Origin of the sequence: Streptomyces javensis, assembly GCF_039525925.1 — a bacterium.
GTDB lineage: Bacteria > Actinomycetota > Actinomycetes > Streptomycetales > Streptomycetaceae > Streptomyces > Streptomyces asiaticus.
In genome coordinates this window covers 32,447-51,251 of the sequence record NZ_BAAAIF010000047.1, presented here as the reverse complement: position 1 = coordinate 51,251, position 18,805 = coordinate 32,447, and the positions used below count along the sequence as shown (strand labels likewise).

Genomic DNA, 18,805 nt, shown 5'->3' with positions numbered 1-18,805 from the left:
GCCGTGTCACCGCCCGCCACCGGGTCCGTCACCAACCGAGAGAGACCACCATGACCTCCCCCACCGGACGTTTCCAGGACAAGACCGTGATCGCCACGGGCGTGGCTTCGGGCCTGGGCCGTGCCACCGTCAAGCTCTTCGCCGCCGAGGGCGCCTCGCTGGTCCTGGTGGACCGCGATGGGGACCGCCTCGACGTTGTCGCACGGGAACTCGACGCCATGGGCGCCAAGACCGTACCGGTCGTCGGCGACGTTTCGCAGGCCGCGACGGCTGACGGGGCGGTACGCGCCGCCGAAGGGCACTTCGGACGTGTCGATGTGCTGTTCAACAACGCCGGGATCGATCCGCTGGAGGCGCGTTCCCTCGTCGACACCACCGAGGAAGTGTGGGACCGCACCATGGGCGTCAACGTCAAATCCGCCTTCCTCTTCGCCCGCGCGGTGATTCCCCCGATGCGGCGGACCGGCGGCGGCTCCATCGTCAGCACGGCGTCCTCCGCCGGGATCAAGGCATCGCCCAAGGAGGCTGTGTACGGCATCTCCAAGGCGGCCCTGATCGCGCTGACCCGCTCCCTGGCGCGGGACTTCTCCTCCCAAGGCATCCGTGCCAACTGCATCTGCCCCGGCTTCCTGGAATGCGTCATGACCGACCGCCGTCAGGAGATGACCGAGGACGCGCTGGTCAAGCGATCCGCGCGGGCCGGAGATCTGGTGCCCATGGGACGCGAAGGCCAGTACGACGAGGTGGCCCACTCCGTGCTCTTCCTCGCCGGACCGGAGTCCAGCTACACCAGCGGCGCGGCCCTGGTCATCGACGGCGGCTGGATCGCCTGAACCACTCGGCGCGCCACCGGGCGCCGCGACTTCGAGCAGGCATTATTCGGGTTCTGCCGCCGCGCGACGTGCAGATGGGCGCCTTCCAAGCGGCATCCGCAGACAGCGGTCCAGCTGGTTGAGGCCCTAGGTGTGCGTTTGCGCGGCGGCCTCGAGAACGGCACCGATCTCGTCAGGTCTCATTGCCGACAGGCGCTCGAAGCTGGTGCTCGTGCGCAGGGCGATGACGCCGATCAGGCAGGCGATCAGGACCTCGGCCCGGCCGACGGGATCGTCGGCACCCTCGGCCGCCAGCCGGTTGGCGAGCGGAGATATCAGGCGGGTGCGTGCTTCGTCTGCCGCGGTGGTACGCGCTTCGGCGACGTCGCTCCGGGAGAGGAGCGCCTGGACGAGAGGGCCCGGCGCGCCTCTACGGTCGGCTCGGTGCAGCGCCTCAACGGTCGAGCCCATGAGTCGTCCTCTCCGGCTCGGGTCCGTCATCGGCCGGAGCCGCGGCGGACGGTACCCCACCCGGGCGCGGCGGCCATCCACCGGACCGAAAACCTCAGTAGCACCGCCGCTACCCCGTCATGGGGTACATCGCCCCGCGCCGCCCCTCCGGCGACGCCAGCCATTCCAGCTTGCCCGCGGTATCCGCCTCGTTCAGCGGCGTGTGCAGCACGATCGACAGATCCGGCCGCGCCGGCAGCCTCATCACACTGGACTCGAAGCACAGCGCCCCCAGCACCGGGTGGACCATCTCCTTGCGGATCTGGCCGTACCTCAAGCAGGTACTGGACGCCTTTGGAGCCGACCGCTGCATGTGGGGTTCGGTAGGTAATCGGGCCTGCGGAGCCGCAGCTCGTCTCCGCTCCGTAGTGGTCGTCGGCCACCATCCCCGCCGCGCGGGAACGGAGTTCCTCACGCGGCGCGGCGGACCGGGCATCAGTACTGCGGGGCGCTGGGCAGGCAGACGAACTGCCAGGTGGCGGGCGGACCGTCGTCTCGCCCACCTGGGTCGCCCGTGCCACCACCCGGATACCGCCGCACTTCCCAGGATCCGGGTCTGGGCCCCATCACCAACCGCCGCGGTACGCCGATCGCGGGTGCGACCACGACCTCTACTGGCGAAGGCTTCGCGAACGGCGCATCACTCCGCGGATCGCGCGTCGCGGCCAGGCCCGCGGGTCGGGGCCGGGCCTGCGAGATATTTCGGAGTTGGTCGCGAATCTTGCGAGAGGTATTGACGCCGTCCACCGGTCCCCTACCATCCAGGTTGCTCGACACTTCGACCCTTGTTCGATATCGCGAACACGCAAGGTCCGCTCCACGCGCACAGCAGGGCACCTCCGTCACGCCCACCGAAACGGCCGAGCCGCAAGGAGCACGCCGCTGATGTATATGTCATGGCTTCATCAGTCCTACTCCCGGCGCCAGCGCGAGGACGGAGCCAGGCGGACCGTTCCGGGCAGCCGCAGCTGGCCGCACACGAGCACGGACATCCGCTCCGGCAGCAATCCGCCGCCGAGGGTCTCGCAGGACCGGAATGCCGCAAGGGATCGGCCCGGTGCCCACGGACCGCCACGAACCGCACGCGCCACGTCGACAGTCCGGAAAGCCTCTGACGGGGCCAACCGGAACCGCTTACTCAAGGATCAAGGGGTCCTCATGAGCAGAGGAAGTTTCAACCGCAAACGTCTGTCTGTGATGCTCGGCGCCTCGGTCGCGGCCCTGGTCTCGTTGGCGGCGACGCTCGTCGCCAACCCGGCTCAGGCGGCCACCAGCGCGTGTTCTCTTCCGTCGACGTACCGGTGGACGTCGACGGGTGTGTTGGCGCAGCCTGCGAACGGGTGGGTCTCGCTCAAGGACTTCACCAACGTGGTGTACAACGGCAAGCACCTCGTCTACGCGTCGAACGTGTCGGGATCGTCCTACGGCTCGATGAGGTTCGCTCCCTTCACGAACTGGTCCGACATGGGGTCGGCCGGCCAGACCGGGATGAGCCAGTCCGCGGTGGCGCCCACGCTGTTCTACTTCGCGCCCAAGAACATCTGGGTGCTGGCGTACCAGTGGGGTGCGTGGCCCTTCATCTACCGCACGTCGAGCGACCCCACCAACCCCAACGGCTGGTCCTCGCCGCAGCCGCTGTTCACCGGTAGCATCTCCGGCTCCGGCACCGGCCCGATCGACCAGACCCTGATCGGTGACGGCCAGAACATGTACCTGTTCTTCGCCGGTGACAACGGCAAGATCTACCGAGCGAGCATGCCGATCGGGAACTTCCCGGGCAATTTCGGCTCCTCGTACACGACGATCATGAGCGACTCGACGAACAACCTGTTCGAGGGGGTGCAGGTCTACAAGGTTCAGGACCAGAACCAGTACCTCATGATCGTTGAGGCGATGGGCGCGAATGGGCGCTACTTCCGCTCGTTCACGGCCTCCAGCCTGAGCGGTTCGTGGACCCCGCAGGCCAGCAGCGAGAGCAACCCGTTCGCGGGCAAGGCCAACAGCGGTGCCACCTGGACCAACGACATCAGCCACGGCGACCTGGTCCGCAACAACCCCGACCAGACCATGACCATCGACCCCTGCAACCTGCAATTCCTCTACCAGGGCAAGTCCCCCTCCGCGGGCGGCCCCTACGACCAACTGCCCTGGCGGCCGGGTGTCCTTACCCTGCGGCGTTAACCTCGCGCTTTCAGCGGGTGGGCTGTCCAAGGCCTGATCACGAACACGAGAAGTGCTTCTGACCCGCAACGACAGGGCTTGTCGAGAGTCCTGTTGGTTGCGAGGAAAGAAGCACTTCTCAGGTGGAGCGCGCAGCGTCCGTGGGGCCGTCGGGGGTGCTGGCGAGGGCATCGCGCCGGCCGGTGGTGGCCATGCGGGCGTGGGTGGGGACCTCGCCTCGGGCGTAGGCGTCCAGCAGACGCCGGTCACGTCAAGGAGGCCGAACGATCACGGTCACCACCCACGGTGGACCGCGGCGGTCCAAGTCGGCGGGCGGCATTGCCGAGTGCTTCGGATCCCTCGACGGCGGATCCCCGGTGCGGGTCCCGTTCAGGCGCCGCACCCGCAGCTCCACCGGCCGCTCGGTCGGCTCAGCCGGTGGCCGGATCCGCGGGCCGGGTCGGGCCGCCGGGTGCGAGGTCCGTCCAGGTGCGCTCGATGTGGTCCAGGCACACGTCCCGGGGCGCGGCCGGGTGCGCCTCGTGCCATCCGTCGGGCACCGGGGCGAAGGTGGGCCACAGGGCGTGCTGGTTCTGGTCGTTGACCACGACGAGGAAGGTGCCGTCCGGGTCGTCGAAGGGGTTCACGTCTTCCTGCCGATCTCTGCGGGGTCGGGGTGGAGAAGCCGGTCCGGCGGCCGTGGGGCTTGGCCTGTATGGCTCAGCGTGGCGGGGTCGTCTCCGGCGCGCCGGTGTCGGCGCAGGTGGCGGCGGGGCCCCTGTCCTTGGCGAGGAAGATGGTCTGCGCCATCATCCGGTAGCCCGACATCCCCTCCCGCAGGGTCTCGATGGACTCCTCCGGGTGCACCGAGTCGATGACCGCGTTCGGACCGACCGCGTTGAACTGGTGCGAGACTCCGCGTGGTATCTGCATGTCCACCCAGGCGTTGGGCGGCACGATCACGTTGTGCCGCTCGCGGCGCACTCCGTCGGGGGTGCCGGGCAGGTCGTCGGCGAAGCAGGACAGCGGTGCGAAGCGTCCCGTCGGGGGGCGGACGGTGATCGGCGACAGGCTGGACACGCGGATCGTGGTGTCCGGGCCGGTCATCATCCGCACGAACCGCAGCCCGGTGTGCAGGTGCATGCGCGAACAGAGGTCGCGTGCGGCGGTGTCGTAGAAGTCCATGAGGTAGCGGTCGGCGAAGAAGCCCGGGAAGGGCGGCTCCAGCATGAAGACGTCGCCCTCCTCGAAGACCTGCGCCCGCTTCAGCTCGCCTGCCGGTGTGGTTCGCTCCCCCTCCTCCCGGTGGGCCGCCCGGACCAGGCCGGACAGAGCGTCGACAACGGTCAGGGCGGTCTCCGGGGGCAGTTGCACCACCGGGGTGAGCCGGTTGCGGTCGGGGTCCCGGTGGCCTCGGATGTCGAGGATCTCGTCCTCGTGGTCGGGCGACCGCTTCATCCGGCCGATGGTCTCGGTGGGCTGCGTCATCCTGTCGCTCCCATGTGCTCGTTCGGTCCGGAACCGGGGTGACGCGCCCAGAGCACGCCACCCGTGTCGTGTCGCCCGGCGCGGAGCACCGAGCAGCCGGTCAGGGCTGTCCCACCGCCCCGCTGCCGGGACAGCCACTCCCAGCGGTCCGCTCCCCCGCTGCCGGGGACGTCGAGGAAGGACAGCAGCGGGCCCAGCGGCCAGGCGGGACCGCCCGGCGCGGGCCCGTGCGGGAGGAGGACCAGTGTGCCGCCGTCGAGGCGGGTCTCGACGCCCCACGGCACCGGCCCCTCCTCGACGCCGTGCCGGGCGGCCAGCTCCGCGGCCAGTTCCCCGTGCACCGAGAGCGGCCATGCGGCGAGCAGCATCGCGCGCCACCTCGCCTTGGCGCGGGCGAGTTCCGCGTCGTCGGGGGCGTGCCAGTGCTCGCGCAGGAAGTCGTAGGCGGCCAGGACGGTGTCGTCCCCGGTCCCGGCGTGCCGGGCGGCGCTGTGTTCGGCGAGGGACCGCAGGGCCGGGTCGTTGGTCCCGGAGTCCAGGAGGTGGCGTGCGGTGGCCGCGGCGTGGCGCAGCAGTCGGTCGTACCGCGCGGGCGCCAGGCGGCGGGCGGCCAGCGGCCGGCTCATCGCCCGGCGTTGCGGCTTTCCGGTGGCGGTCGCCCGGTACCCGCCGAACTGGACGACCGCGGGCCGCAGCGGCGACCGCTCGTACAGGGTGCGGACCTCGGGCACCGGCTGTTCCGTCGCGACGAGGGCGACGTCGTCGCCGAGCGTGGGCTCGTCCACCGCGACCGCCGCGAACCGGCCGGTGAGGCCCGCCCGGCGCCAGCCGTGCTCGAGGTCGAGGGGGTGGTGCTTCTCCCCGCCTCGGTTGATGCGCTCGCCCGCGCGGCCCCGCAGGACGAGGAGTCCGTCCCGGAGCTCGCCCAGGTCGCCGGTGCGCAGCCAGCCGTCGTCGGTGACGGTGGCGGCGGTGGTGCGCGGGTCCTGCCAGTAGCCGGTCATCAGATCAGGTGTTCTGATCCAGACCTCGCCGGATTCCAGGTGGAGTTCGGTACCGGGCAGTGGTACGCCCACCGGGGGTGTCCGCTCCAGGTAGTGGGTGCGGAAGTCGGTGTCGTCGAGCAGCGGCATGGTGAAGCTGAAGTTGACCGCCTCCGTCAGGCCGTAGCCCTGCCGCAGCCTCGGGCCGTAGCGGGAGTGGAAGCGGCGGGCCAGGTCGGCGGTGAGCGGAGCCGCGGCGGTGATCAGATAATCCAGCCCGTCGGGCCAGGCGGGAGCGGCCTCGACCAGGTCCGCGAGGAGGGCCGGGACGATGGAGGCCGTCCTGGCGCCGGAGGCGTCCAGCGCGGCGAAGTAGCCGACCGGGTCGAAGGCGGGGTACAGGGTGAGCGGTGTGCCGGTGAGGTGGGTGCCGAGCAGGGACATGACCAGCGCGTTGCAGTGGTACAGCGGCAGGCAGGTGCCGTGCGGGCGGTCCGGTGTGATGCCGTGCAGGACCGCTGTGCGGCGTGCGTTGCCGAGAACCGCCCGGCGGCTGAGCACGACCCCTTTCCGCGGGCCGGTGGAGCCGGAGGTGAACATGATGAGCGCCGCGGCTTCGGGCGTCGGGTGCGCGTCGGGCAGTCCGGTGGGCCGGACTCCGTGGGTGTCCATGATGGCCGCGGCGGCGACCCGGGCGGCGCCGGCGGAGAGGTCCGCGTCCCCGGCCCGCGGGTGCAGCGGGACGGCGACGAGTCCCCTGTCGAAGCAGCCGAGCAGGACGTTCGCGAGGCGGTGGCCGCCTGGAAGCCTGATCACCACCCGTGCTCCTGCGGGCAGTTGGTCGAGTGCGGCGCTGTCCGCCTCGTACGTCGCGTCCTCGGTGGCGGTCAACGGGCCCTCCCGAGGGCTTCGGTGAGCTGGACGCCGACGGCGTCCACGTGCTGGGGCTGCATCACTTGGTGGTGCCGTGCGTCGACGTGCCCTACGGTCAGCTCGCCGCCGGCGTACGGCCGCCACAGTTCGTGCGAGGGCGCCGAGCGCCGGGGTTCGCCGGCGGCCTCGATGTAGGTGGTGGCGCCCGCGTAACGCGCGGGGCGGTAGGCGCGCAGCAGAGCGTCGTTGTGCCGGGAGACGGCGATGACGCGGGCGATGTCGTCCTCGGTGAGGCGGGCGAAGAGGCTGCCCTCGCGGCGCAGCAGTGCCGAGACGGTGGTGAAGTCGAGGGTCTCCGGGGCGAGGCGGTCGTCGTCGAACCCGGCGGCCGTCAGCAGCAGCCGGTGCACACGGTGCTCGTCGATGGGCTCGGCGGGCCCGGCCCCGGTGGCGGCGACGGCGTCGACCAGGAACAGCGTCCCTTCGGGCTCGCCGAGTTCCCGCAGCCGGACGGCCATGGCGTGCGCCACCAGTCCGCCGAAGGACCAGCCGACCAGGTGGTACGGGCCGGACGGGCGGACCGTGCGCAGCAGCCGCAGGTAGCGCTCGGCCATCTCCTCGATCGTGCCGGGCAGGTCCGCCACTCCCCCGGCGCCCTCGGCCTGGATGCCGTGGACCGGGTGGTGCCGGCCGATGTGCCGCAGCAGGCCGGCGTAACTCCAGCTCATCCCGGTCAGCGGGTGGACACAGAACACCGGCGCGGCCGCTCCGGTGGCCCGGAAGGGCACGAGGTGTGCGGGGGCGGGGGCGGACGCGGTCGGCGGCCCGTCGAGCAATCGGCTCAGGGCGGCCGGGGTGGGGGCCTCGAAGACGTTCCGGAGGGCGGGTGCGAGGCCGAGGACGGCGCGTACCCGCTCGGTCAGCCGGGCGGCGAGCAGCGAGTGGCCGCCGAGTTCGAAGAAGTTGTCCTCGGGGCCGACTCTCGGTACGTCGAGCACCTCGGCGAACTGGCGGCACATCAGGTCCTCACGGAGGTCGCGCGGCGGCTCGGCGCCGGTGGCGGCCGCCCAGTCGGGCTCGGGCAACTGGTCGCGCAGCAGCTTGCCGTTGACGCCGAGGGGCAGCCGGTCCAGGGTGAGCAGCCGGGCGGGCACCATGTAGTCCGGCAGGTGCCGGGTCAGGTGCGCCCCGACCGCGCCCAGATCCACGTCTTCGGGGGTGACGTAGCCGACGAGCCGACGGTCATCGGCGCTGCGGTCGTGCACGGCGACCGCTGCGGCGGTGACCTGCGGATGCCCGCCCAGCACGGCTTCGATCTCGCCGAGTTCGACGCGGTGACCGCGGATCTTCACCTGGTCGTCGGTCCGGCCGTGGAAGCGGAGCACCCCTTCGCGGCTCCATGACGCGAGGTCGCCGGTGCGGTACATCCGCCGGCCGGCCGGTCCGAAGGGGTCCGGCAGGAAGCGGGCGGCCGTGAGGCCGGGGCGGCCGAGGTAGCCGGTCGCCAGGCCCGCGCCGGCCAGGTACAGCTCGCCTCTCGTGCCCGGGGGGACGGGGCGCAGCCGGCCGTCGAGGACGTAGGCGCGGGTGTTGCGCAGCGGTCGGCCGAGCGGCACGGTGCCATCGGTGCGCGCGCCGACCGGGTGGGTGGTGGACCAGACGGTGGTCTCGGTCGGGCCGTAGCAGGCGAGCAGCGACGCGGTGGCGGCGGCCAGCTGCCCGGCGAGTTCCGCGGGGACCGCCTCGCCGCCGACGACGGCGCGTACGTGGCGCAGTTGTCGCGGTCGTCGTGCCACGAGCGTCCGCCAGAGCGACGGGGTCGCCTGCATCACGGTGACGCGGTGCCGGTCGAGCAGCGCGCACAGCTGGTCGGGGTCGCGCAGCGCGTCCTGGTCGGCGAGGACCATGGCACCGCCGGTGATCAGCGGCAGGTACAGCTCGGGCTTGCACATGTCGAAGCCGATGGGTGCGGAGGCCAGCATCCGGTCGTCGGGGCCGACCGCGAGCTGCTCGCGCAGGGCGAGCAGCAGGTTCACCAGCGCGGCCCGTGGCACGACGACGCCCTTGGGCCGCCCGGTGGAGCCCGAGGTGTACGTGACGTACGCGGTGTCCGGTGGCACCGGCAGCGGCTCGGCCGCCCCGGTCGTGACTACGGGTCCGGCAGCGGGTCCGGTGGCGTCGCGCACCACGAGGAGGGGTCGGGCGTCGGTCAGGAGCGCCGTGACGCGCTCGGCCGGCAGGGTGGGGTCGACGGGCAGGTAGGCAGCGCCGGTCGCCTGGACGGCGAGGAGGGCGGCGGGCAGGTCGGGGCCTCGGCGCAGCACCACGGCGACCAGGGCGCCGGGTCCCGCGCCGTGCGCGCGGAGTTCCCCGGCGAGGTGTTCCGCCCGCTCGGCCAGGTCCCGGTGGCTGAGCACGGTGTCGCCGTGCAGGACAGCGGGTGCCTCCGGGGTGCGGTGTGCCTGGGCCGCGGCGAGCGCCGCCACGGTGGTGCCGGGCGTCTCGCGGCCGGTGCCGCTCCCCTGCCCGGTCAGCCGCTCGTGCTCGCCGTCGACGAGCACCGGCAGGTCGGCGACGGGGAGCTGAGGATCGGCCACGGCCGCGCGGAGCAGCCCCTCCAGGCGGGCGAGCATCAGGCGCGCGGACGCGGGGGTGAACAGTTCGGTGTCGTACTCCAGAAGACCTTCGATCCCGGCCTCGCCGCCGTGGTCCGTGTAGTGCTGCCGCATGCTCCACAGCAGGTCCATCCGGGAGGCGCCGCCGTGCACGGCGACCGGTTCCGCCCGCAGGCCCGGCAGGTCGAACTCGGCCGCCGGGGTGTCCTGGAACGCCAGCATCACCTGGAAGAGGGGGTGGGCGGCGAGGGAGCGCGGCGGGTTGACGGCCTCGACCACCCGCTCGAAGGGGACCTCCTGGTGCGCGAAGGCGTCGAGGTCGGTGGCGCGTACCCGCTGGAGGAGTTCGGCGAACGTCGGCGCGCCGCTCAGGTCGGTGCGCAGCACCACGGTGTTGACGAAGCAGCCCACGGTGTCGTGCACCGCGGCGTCGTGCCGTCCTGCGACGGGTGTGCCGACGGGGATGTCATCACCCGCCCCGAGCCGGTGCAGGAGTGCGGCGAGCGCGGTGTGCACCACCATGAACAGGCTGGTCCTGGTGGTCGCGGCGAGCCGGTTCAGGCGGGCGTGCAGCGCGGCGTCGAGTGTGAAGGGGACGGTCTCCCCGCGGTGTGCGGAGAGCGGCGGCCGGGGGTGGTCCAGCGGCAGCCGCAGCACCTCCGGGGCGCCGTGCAGGATCCGCGTCCAGTGGTCGACGCCGGTGTCCGGGTCGCGGTCGAGCAGGCGGATCGTGTGGTCCGCGTAACTCACGGGTGCGCTCGTCCACCGCGGGGCGTCGCCCGCGGCGCGGGCCCGGTAGGCGGTGGACAGGTCACGGGCCAGCGGACCGAGCGACCAGCCGTCGGCGGCGATGTGGTGCATCAGGAGCAGCAGTACGTGCTGCTCGGGCGCGGTCTCGTGGAGCACTGCGCGGACCGGGAGTTCCGTCTCCAGGTCGAAGACGTGCGCGGACGCGGCGGCGAGCAGTCCGGGCAGTTCCGCCTCCGAGGTGACCACCGTCTGAAACGGCGGGCCGTCGGCGTCGCGGATCCGCTGGTACGGCTCGCCGTGGTGTTCCACCACGGTGGTGCGCAGGCTCTCGTGCCGGTCCAGCAGGTCGCCGAGGGCCGCCCGCAGGGGTTCCACCCGCAGCGGCCCGGTGAACCGGACGGCGAAGGACATGTTGTACACGGAAGTGGGGCCGGCGAACCGGTCGAAGAACCACAGCCGCCGCTGCGCGGGCGAGAGCGGTACGCGCTCCGGTCGCGGGGCGGTGGCAGCCCGGGCGGGAGCCTCGGCGGCGCCCTGCGGGAGGTGGCGTGCCAGGTCGGCGACGACCGGGGCGTCGAACAGGGTGCGGATGCTCAGCTCGCGGCCGGTCTCCGCGCGCAGCCGGTTGATCAGACGGGTGGCGAGCAGCGAGTGCCCGCCGAGGTCGAAGAAGTTGTCCTCGGCGCCGACCTCGGCAAGTCCCAGGGTCTCGGCGAACAGGTCGCACAGCAGCCGTTCTTGCGGGTTCTCCGGCCCGCGGCTCACCAGCAGGGCGGTCTGCGGGCGCGGCAGGGCGGCGCGGTCCAGCTTGCCGTTCCCGGTCAGCGGGATCTCGTCTACGGGGACGACGAAGGCGGGCACCATGTGCGCGGGCAGCACCGTGCGGGCGTGGGCGCGCAGTTCCGCGGCCCACGGCGCCCCGGCCGGGCCGGGCGCCACCGGCAGCGTGGCCGGGACGGCGTAGCAGAGCAGGCGGCCGCCGTCGGTGCCGGTGTCGGTGTCGGCGAGCACCACGGCCCGGTCCACGGCCGGGTGCTGTTCGAGGACGCGCTCGATCTCGCCGGGCTCGATCCGGTAACCGCGGATCTTCACCTGCTGGTCGATCCGTCCGAGGTACTCCAGCGTGCCGTCCGGTCGCTGCCGCGCCAGGTCCCCGGAGCGGTACATCCGGGTGCCGGGCGCGCCGAACGGATCGGGGACGAACCGGCTCGCGGTGAGCGCCGGCCGGTCCAGATAGCCGCGGGTCACGCCGGGGCCGGATACGTGGATCTCGCCGGGGCAGCCCGGCGGCACCGGTCGTAGCGCGTGGTCCAGCAGCCGCAGGCGGAGGTCCGGCAGCGCGGTGCCGATGACGCTCGCGGTCTCTTCGGGGTCGGTCAGCTCGGTGTACGTCGCGTGGACGGTGGTCTCGGTGATCCCGTACATGTTGACCAGGGCGGGTCGGCCCGGGCCGTGCCAGGAGCGGACGCGGGACGGTTCCAGCGCCTCCCCCGCACATACGATCACCCGCAGGTCGGGCAGAGCGTCCGCGCCGGCCTCCGCCTCGGCCCGCAGGAGCTGGTAGAAGGCCGAGGGAGTCTGGTTCAGGGCGGTGACTCGCTCCCGGCGCAGCAGCGCCAGGAGGTCCCTGGGCGAGCGGGCCACGTCGTCCGGCACCACCACCAGCCGCCCGCCGCGGCCGAGAGCGGTCCACATCTCCCAGACGGAAACGTCGAAGGCGTAGGAGTGGAACAGGGCGTGTACGTCGGCGTCGAACCGGAACCACTCGTCGGTCGCGGCCAGCAGCCGTACGACGTTGTGGTGGGTGACCAGGACGCCTTTGGGCCGGCCGGTGGAACCGGAGGTGTGGATGACGTAGGCGACCGCCTGGGGGTCCACGGTCACGGCGGGCGGGTGCGCCGGGTGGGTGGCGGCCGTGTCGGGGCCGTCGAGGAGGATCTGCGGGTGCGGGACCGGCAGCGGGGCGCCCGTCACGACGAGCACGGGGCCGGCTTCGGCGAGCACCCCCCGGATGCGCTCCTCGGGGTACGCCGGGTCCAGGGGCAGATAGCCGGCGCCCGACTTCAGCACCGCCAGGATCGCGATGACGAGGTCCGCCGAACGCTCCAGCACCAGGCCGACCAGGCGCTCCGGTCCCGCGCCGCGCTCGATCAGGAGGTGGGCGAGACGGTTGGCGCGCGCGTCGACTTCCGCGTAGGACAGGGTGGTGTCGCCGTGGGTGAGGGCCGGGGCTGCCGGCCGGCGGCGCACCTGCGCGGCGAACAGGGCGGTCAGCGTGGCAGGCCCGGTGTCCCGGTCCGGGGCGGGGGCGGGGGCTTCGAGGTCGGCGCGCTCGTCGGGCAGCAGCAGGTCGACGCGTCCCAGTGGTGCCGCCGGATCCTCGGCCATCCGGTCGAGGACGGCGCGCAGGCGGTCGAGCAGACGGCCGGCCGCGTCGCCGTCGAACAGGTCGGTGCTGTGGTCGAGTTGGAGCCGCAGTCGGTCGCCGGGCACGGCGATCAGGGTCAGCGGGTAGTGGGTGCCGTCGCGGCCCTGGACCTCCCGCAGCTTCAGGCCGGGTACCAGGGTGGCCAGTTCCTCGTCGTCGACCGGATAGTTCTCGAAGACGACGACGGTGTCGAAGAGTTCGGCGTGCCCGGTGACCGTTTGCAGGGTCGTCAGGTCGGCGTGCTGGTGGTCGAGCATGGACAGTTGCTGGGCCCGCAGGTCCGCCAGGCAGTCGGCGACCGGCCGGCGTGGGTCGAGGCGGACCCGGACCGGCACGGTGTTGATCAGCAGGCCGACGATCCGTTCCGCGCCGGGCAGTTCGGCGGGCCGGCCGGAGACCGTGGCGCCGAACACCACGTCGTCCCGGCCGGTCAGGGCGCCGAGCAGGACCGCCCAGGCCAGTCGCACGACGACGCTGGTCGTCAGGCCGCCTTCCCGGGCCAGGGCCTCGACGCGGGCGGTGGACTCGGGGTCCAGCTCGGCCGTCGTGCGGCGACGTGCCCCGGTCGCGCCGCGCCGGCCGGGGCCGCCGACCAGGGTCGGGCCGTCCACGGACGCCAGCAGCGCGCGCCAGGCCGATTCGTCCGCGCGGGCGTCCCTTGCGGCCAGCCAGTCGAGGAAGTCGCGGTACGGCGTGGCGGGCGGCAGCGGGTGACCGGCGTAGAGCGAGAACAGTTCGTGGACGAGGATGGGCATGGACCAGCCGTCGACCAGGAGGTGGTGCGTGGTCAGGACGAAGGTGTGCCGGTCGGCGGACCTGCGCAGCAGCGCGGCGCGCATCAGTGGGGGGTCGGCGAGGTCGAAGCGGCGCCGGCGGTCGGCGGCGAGGAAGTCCTCCAGGTCCTCCGGTGCGGGCGTCTCGCGCCACTCCACGGCGGAGCCCGGTACCACCGCCTGGACGGGCCGGCCCGACGCGCCGGGCCGGACACCGGCGGAGAGCTGCGGGTGGCGGCGCAGCAGGCGGTGCAGCGCGTCCCGCAACGCGTCGGCGTCCAGTGTCCCGTCGAGGTCGAAGACGAACTGGACGAGGTAGGGGTCGACCCCGTCGTGGTCGTAGAGCGAGTGGAAGAGCAGGCCCTGGGCCAGCGGCGGCAGCGGCAGTTCACCGGTGGCGCGGGACCGGGCCCGGTCGACCAGCGCGCCCAGGACGTCGAACCACCGCCCGGCCAGGCCGGCGACGCGCGTCTGGTCGAGCAGGCCGCCGGGCCAGGACCAGTGGGCGACCAGTTCGGGGCCGTCCGGGCGGTCGGTGATCAGCGTGTCCAGCTCGACGGCGTGGCTCATGGCCGGCCCGGCCTCGGTGGTCGGGCCGTCGTCCGAGGGGGTCCCGGCAGCGGTCACGTCGGCCAGCACCGACCAGGGGCCGTCGCCGCCGACGCCGAAGCGGCCCAGGTAGTTGAAGGCGAACTGCGGCGTGGGGCGGGCGGCGAGAGCGGGAGCGCTCTGCGGGTTGAGATGGCGCAGCAGACCGTGGGTCAGTCCCGCGCGGCCGGAATCCCGGGTGCGGGAGCGCACCTGGGCGACCGCGCCGTCCAGGGCGATCGGGTCGGTCCGCGCCTCGGCCCAGGAGCAGCCGGGGTCGAGCACCACGGGATACAGGGTGGTGAACCAGCCGACCGTACGGGACAGGTCGAGGTTGTCCGCGAACTCCTCACGTCCGTGACCCTCCAGGTCCACCAGGAGCGCGTCCGGGCCGCCCCGCCAGTCGGCGGCGGCCAGGGCGAACGCGGTGAGCAGCAGGTCCTGTACCGAGCAGTCGAAAGCCGCGGTCGCGTCGCTCAGCAGGCGCGCGGTGAGCGCGCCGGGCAGGGTGGCGGTGTGACGGCGCCGGGTGTCCTCGGTGTCCGACGCGGGATCCAGGGGGCGCGCGGCGACCGGTGGTTCCACGGGCTCCGGCGGCTGGTGGGCGAACGCGTGCAGCACGGCCGGGTGATGGGCGTACCCCACCAGCGCCTTCGCCCACTGCGCGAAGGACGTCCCGGTCGGTTGCAGCGTCGGGGTCCGGCCGCGGCGTACCGCGTCCCAGGCGGTGTCGAGGTCGTCCCGGAGGATGCGCCAGGAGACGCCGTCGACCGCGAGGTGGTGCACCGTGAGGGTCAGCGCACCCGCCGCCCCGGGTCCGGGGTCCGACCAGCGCGCGTGCACCATCCGGCCGCGCTCCGGGTCGGTCGGCGGGCCCGGCCGGTTCAGCTCGACCGGCACGGTGGGCAGCACCTCCAGCGACCAGATCGGGCCCGTGACGGTCAGGGCGAGCCGCAGCATGGGGTGGTGGTCGACGAGGGCCTGCACCACCGAGCGGACCTGCTCCCCGGTGATGCCCACCGGGGTGCGTACGGTCAGGGACTGGACGAACCCGTGGAGTGTGCCGCCGCGTTCGCGCAGCCAGTGCATGACGGGCGTCAGCGGCACCGCGGAGTCGTCCGCGTCGTCCAGCGCGATCCGGTGTGCGGGGAGCCTGTCGTCCGCGAGTGCGGCGGCGAGTCCGGCGACGGTGGGGGTGCGGAAGACGTCCGGGGTGGTGATCGCCAGACCGGCGCGCTGCGCCGCCGCCGCGAGCTGGATCGCCTGGATGCTGTCCCCGCCGAGCCGGAAGAAGTCCTGGTCGAGAGGGACGTCCTGCACGCCGAGCAGCTCGCCCACCAGCCCGGCGAGCAGCTTCTCGGCGGGCGTGCGCGGGGCCGGGCCCCTTCCGGCGCTCCGAGCGGCGACCGCGGACTCGAGCGCGGGCAGCGCGGCCCGGTCCAGCTTGCCGTTGCGGGTCAGGGGCAGCCGGTCCACGGCCACCACCGCGGCCGGCAGCATGTAAGCGGGCAGCCGGTCCCGCGCCCGGTCGAGCAGTGCCACCGTGTCGAGGCCGTCCGCCGCACCGCCGGACGCGGTCACGTAGGAGACCAGCCGCCGCCCTCCCGGGTGCTCCTGTGCGACGGTCGCGGCCTGCCGGACCCGCGGGTCGGCGCGTAGCACCGCGTCGATCTCGCCCGTCTCGATCCGGTGGCCGCGCAGCTTGACCTGTCCGTCGGCACGACCGGCGAATTCCAGCCGACCGTCCGCACTCCACCGGGCCAGGTCGCCCGTGCGGTAGACGCGCGCCCCCGGCGGCCCCGACGGGTCGGGGACGAAGCGCTCCGCGGTCGCGCCCGCGCGCCCGACGTAACCGCGCGCCACCCCCGTTCCCCCGAGATACAGCTCCCCCACCGACCCCGGCGGCACGGGCCGCAGCGCGTCGTCGAGAAGCAGCACCCGCTTGCCGTCCAGCGGGCCGCCGATGGGGACGGACACGGCGTCCGCGGGTAGTTCCGGGACCGCGTACCGGGTCGCGAAGACCGTGGTCTCGGTGGGCCCGTAGCCGTTGACGACGGTGAGTTGCGGCAGTGCCTGGGACACCGCGCGGACGGCGTCCGGGGACACCACGTCCCCTCCGGTCCACACCTGGCGGACACCTGCCAGGCAGGCCGGGTCCTCGGCGGCGATGGCGTGGAAGAGTCCCGCGGTCAGCCACAGCCCGGTCACCCCGGTCTCCGCCACGGTCCGAGCCAGTTCGGCCGGGCCGAGATGTCCCGGCGCGGCGACGACCACCTCGCCGCCGGTCAGGAGCGGCACCCATAGCTCCAGGTTGAACGCGTCGAAGGCGTGCGGCGAGTGCAGCAGCACCCTGTCCGCGCCGCCCTCGGACCACCAGCGGTCGGCGGCGAGCCCGGCCAGGGCGCCCTGGGTGATGCCGACCCCTTTGGGCCGGCCCGTGGAACCGGAGGTGAACATCACGCAGGCGAGAGCGTCCGGTGACGCCCCGGCCCCGGCGGGCGCGTCATCGGCGGGCGCGTCATTGACGGCCGCGTCATTGACGGGCGCGTCGGAGCCGACTCGCACGTCCAGCAGGCGCAGACCGCGGTCGCGGGCGTACGTCACGATGGCGTCGCCCCCGGTGTGCCGGTCGGTGACCAGCAGCCGCGCGTCCGCGTCGGACAGGACGGCCTCCTGCCGGGGCAACGCGTCGTCCCGGTGCAGGGGTACGTACGCCGCGCCCGCCCGCACCACAGCCAGAGCGGCGACGACCAGATCCACCGAGCGTTCCACCAGCAGGGCGACCGTGCGCTCCGGTCCCGCACCGGCGGCGACCAGCGCACCCGCCAACGCGGCGGCACGCCCGTCCAGTTCGCGGTAGGTCAGCCGCTCACCCGTTCCGGCGCGGCGCACCGCGAAGGCGTCCGGGGTACGGCGTACCCGGTCCGCGAACCGGCCGACGGCGGTGTCGGCGGGTGCGGCCGAGGCGGGCGCGCCCGTGCCCAGGGCGACGAGACGGCGGAGCTCCGCCGTGGTGGTGGTCGCGATTCGTGCCAGGGGTGTGTCGCGTTCGGCCCGCGCCACCTGCCTCAGCACGTGCGGGAAGCGGTCGGCGACGCCTCGCAGGAGCTCCTCGTCGTGGTTGGCGGGGTTGGCGTCGAAGTCGAGGCGCAATTCGCCGTCACCGCGGTCGTGCGCGAAGAATGAGAGGTCCTCGGACGGCGGCGCCTGGAGGTTGCGGACGGTCGCGGTGACCGAACCGAAGCGCAGCGGCCGGTCGAACCGCTGGATGTTGAGGACCGGCCCGAAGAACCTGCGGCCGTCGTCGGGACAGTCCACCTCCCGGCGCAGGCGCTCGCCCCGGTAGCGCTGATGCCGACGTACCGCCCGCAGTTCTTCGGCCACTTCGTCGAGCAGGCGGCCGATGGACGCGGCCGGGTCGACACGGAGCCGCAGCGGCAGGACGTTGGCCGTCATCGCCGGGACGCGGCGGGCGAGTTCGGCGGACCGGCCGGCGACCGGCAGGCTCAGGACGACGTCCCGGTCACCGGTCATCGCGTGCAACTGGATCGCGGTAGCCGCGGTGAACAGCCGGGTCCAGCGGTGCCCGAGGCGCCGCGCGCCGTCCCTCAGCTCGTTGAACTCCGCCGCCGGCACGTCCCTGCCTGCGCGCAGCGACCGGTCCGACGCCGCCGCCGGACCCGCTCCGAGCGTCGGGAAGTGCGACCGGCCCGCCAACCGCTCCCTCCACCGGTCGCCGTCCACGTCGTGCTCGGCGGAGCCGCGGTATGCCTCCTCGGCGTCGATCAGCGCCCGAAGCCCGCTCCAGCCACTTGGCGGCACCGGGCTGCCCGCGCACAGATGGCTGTAGACCTCAGCGGCCCGTTCGGCGAACAAAGCCATGCCCGCCCCGTCGAGGGCGATGTGATGGACCCGGTGGAACAGCAGCGTGCGGTCGTCGCTCACGCGCAGCACCGCGCCGAAGAACACCGGCCCCGCGTCGCAGCCTCCCGCCTCGGCCATGGCCGCCCGCATCCACTCCAGCGCCGCGGCATCCGGGTCGGGCGTCTCCCGCAGGTCGACCGTCTCGACGACGTGCTCGACATCGGCGACGAGCCACTGCACGGGGGCCGCCGAACCGGCCGCTTCGATACGGACGTTCACCGCCTCGCAGTCGGCGGCCGTCCTGGCGACCGCGGTCGCCAGCAGATCGACGGCGACCGGGCCGTCCAGTTCGAGATACTCCGCCCACTGGTACGCGCCCGGCTGGCCGAACCCTCCCCGTTCGGCGAGCCATACCCCCAGCTGCGCGTCGGTGAGCGGCAGTTCGACAGGGTTGTCAGGCATATGTGTGAGGGTCCCCATCCGTCCCGTCGGCGGTATGCCGACAACTGCCGTCCGATGTGTCCGTGTCGGTCGAGAAACGATGCACACCATCGAAACACGGAAGGCAATGAATGGGTAAAGCGATGGCAATGTGAGAGATCTCACGATTAATCAGCTAACGGTCAAAGGCGCAGGTGAAGAGAGTCTTACGAGACAGGAAGGAGGAGTTTCAGCCGCGCCTGCGGCTGCTTTACCTTCCTCGCTGGGAACTCGGCCAAAAAGTCACTCCGATGGCCGATTGATCTCTCTCGCCGACAAGGAATCCTTTCCGGCCTCAGTGCGAGCCGGCGGCGAGGATGGCTTGGACAAGGGCGGTGACAGGAGGCTCGGACGTGCGCTGGTCGGTGTCCTTGCGGCCAGGTTCGCTCACTGGTGCACCAGCTTTGTGTCGGTGGTCTTGACGCGATCGCGGTGCGGTGCGGTGCGCGTCACTTTCGACGAGGTCGACCATCTTGTCGCG

The 18,805-nt window shown here is 72.9% G+C and carries 6 protein-coding genes and 3 pseudogenes; 3 read left to right on the top strand and 6 right to left on the bottom strand.

Features of this window, described 5'->3' with window-relative positions; genetic code table 11:
- Positions 1-50 precede the first annotated feature (50 nt).
- Positions 51-833 (top strand): SDR family NAD(P)-dependent oxidoreductase, encoded by a 783-nt coding sequence (locus ABD329_RS32405; RefSeq protein WP_198279514.1) that lies wholly within the window; start codon positions 51-53, stop codon positions 831-833.
- A 126-nt stretch (positions 834-959) separates the two neighbouring features.
- On the opposite strand, the gene ABD329_RS32400 is transcribed toward ABD329_RS32405, so the two are convergent.
- Together ABD329_RS32400 and ABD329_RS32395 are read right to left on the bottom strand one after the other, a co-directional pair.
- Positions 960-1,283 carry a TetR/AcrR family transcriptional regulator gene (locus tag ABD329_RS32400; RefSeq protein WP_246618783.1) on the bottom strand — a complete coding sequence of 108 codons (324 nt, stop codon included), beginning with the start codon at positions 1,281-1,283 and terminating at the stop codon, positions 960-962.
- A gap of 109 nt (positions 1,284-1,392) precedes the next feature.
- Positions 1,393-1,590 (bottom strand): annotated as a pseudogene (locus ABD329_RS32395) (XRE family transcriptional regulator); the annotation flags it as partial.
- 314 nt (positions 1,591-1,904) lie between these two features.
- Between ABD329_RS32395 and ABD329_RS32390 the strand changes: the two are divergent.
- Both ABD329_RS32390 and ABD329_RS32385 read left to right on the top strand, forming a co-directional pair.
- A pseudogene (locus tag ABD329_RS32390) lies at positions 1,905-2,012 on the top strand (IS5/IS1182 family transposase); the annotation flags it as partial.
- Positions 2,013-2,600: 588 nt separating this feature from the next.
- Positions 2,601-3,503 (top strand): annotated as a pseudogene (locus ABD329_RS32385) (non-reducing end alpha-L-arabinofuranosidase family hydrolase); the annotation flags it as partial.
- A 410-nt stretch (positions 3,504-3,913) separates the two neighbouring features.
- On the opposite strand, the gene ABD329_RS32380 reads toward ABD329_RS32385, so the two are convergent.
- The 4 genes from ABD329_RS32380 to ABD329_RS32365 form a co-directional block, all read right to left on the bottom strand.
- Complete coding sequence (locus tag ABD329_RS32380) at positions 3,914-4,129, bottom strand: MbtH family protein (protein ID WP_086883781.1); 216 nt, start codon at positions 4,127-4,129, stop codon at positions 3,914-3,916.
- Between the two features lie 73 nt (positions 4,130-4,202).
- A complete protein-coding gene (locus ABD329_RS32375) occupies positions 4,203-4,970 on the bottom strand; it encodes a hypothetical protein (protein ID WP_246618784.1) in 768 nt (255 codons plus the stop codon).
- Positions 4,967-6,844: a class I adenylate-forming enzyme family protein gene (locus ABD329_RS32370; RefSeq protein ID WP_198279515.1), complete on the bottom strand. Its 1,878-nt coding sequence runs from the start codon at positions 6,842-6,844 to the stop codon at positions 4,967-4,969. Before ABD329_RS32370 ends, ABD329_RS32375 begins: the two co-directional genes overlap by 4 nt.
- Positions 6,841-18,306, bottom strand: coding sequence for an amino acid adenylation domain-containing protein (locus ABD329_RS32365; protein WP_344317295.1), 11,466 nt, complete (start codon positions 18,304-18,306; stop codon positions 6,841-6,843). The genes ABD329_RS32370 and ABD329_RS32365 overlap by 4 nt, the downstream gene beginning before the upstream one ends.
- Between the last annotated feature and the right edge of the window lie 499 nt (positions 18,307-18,805).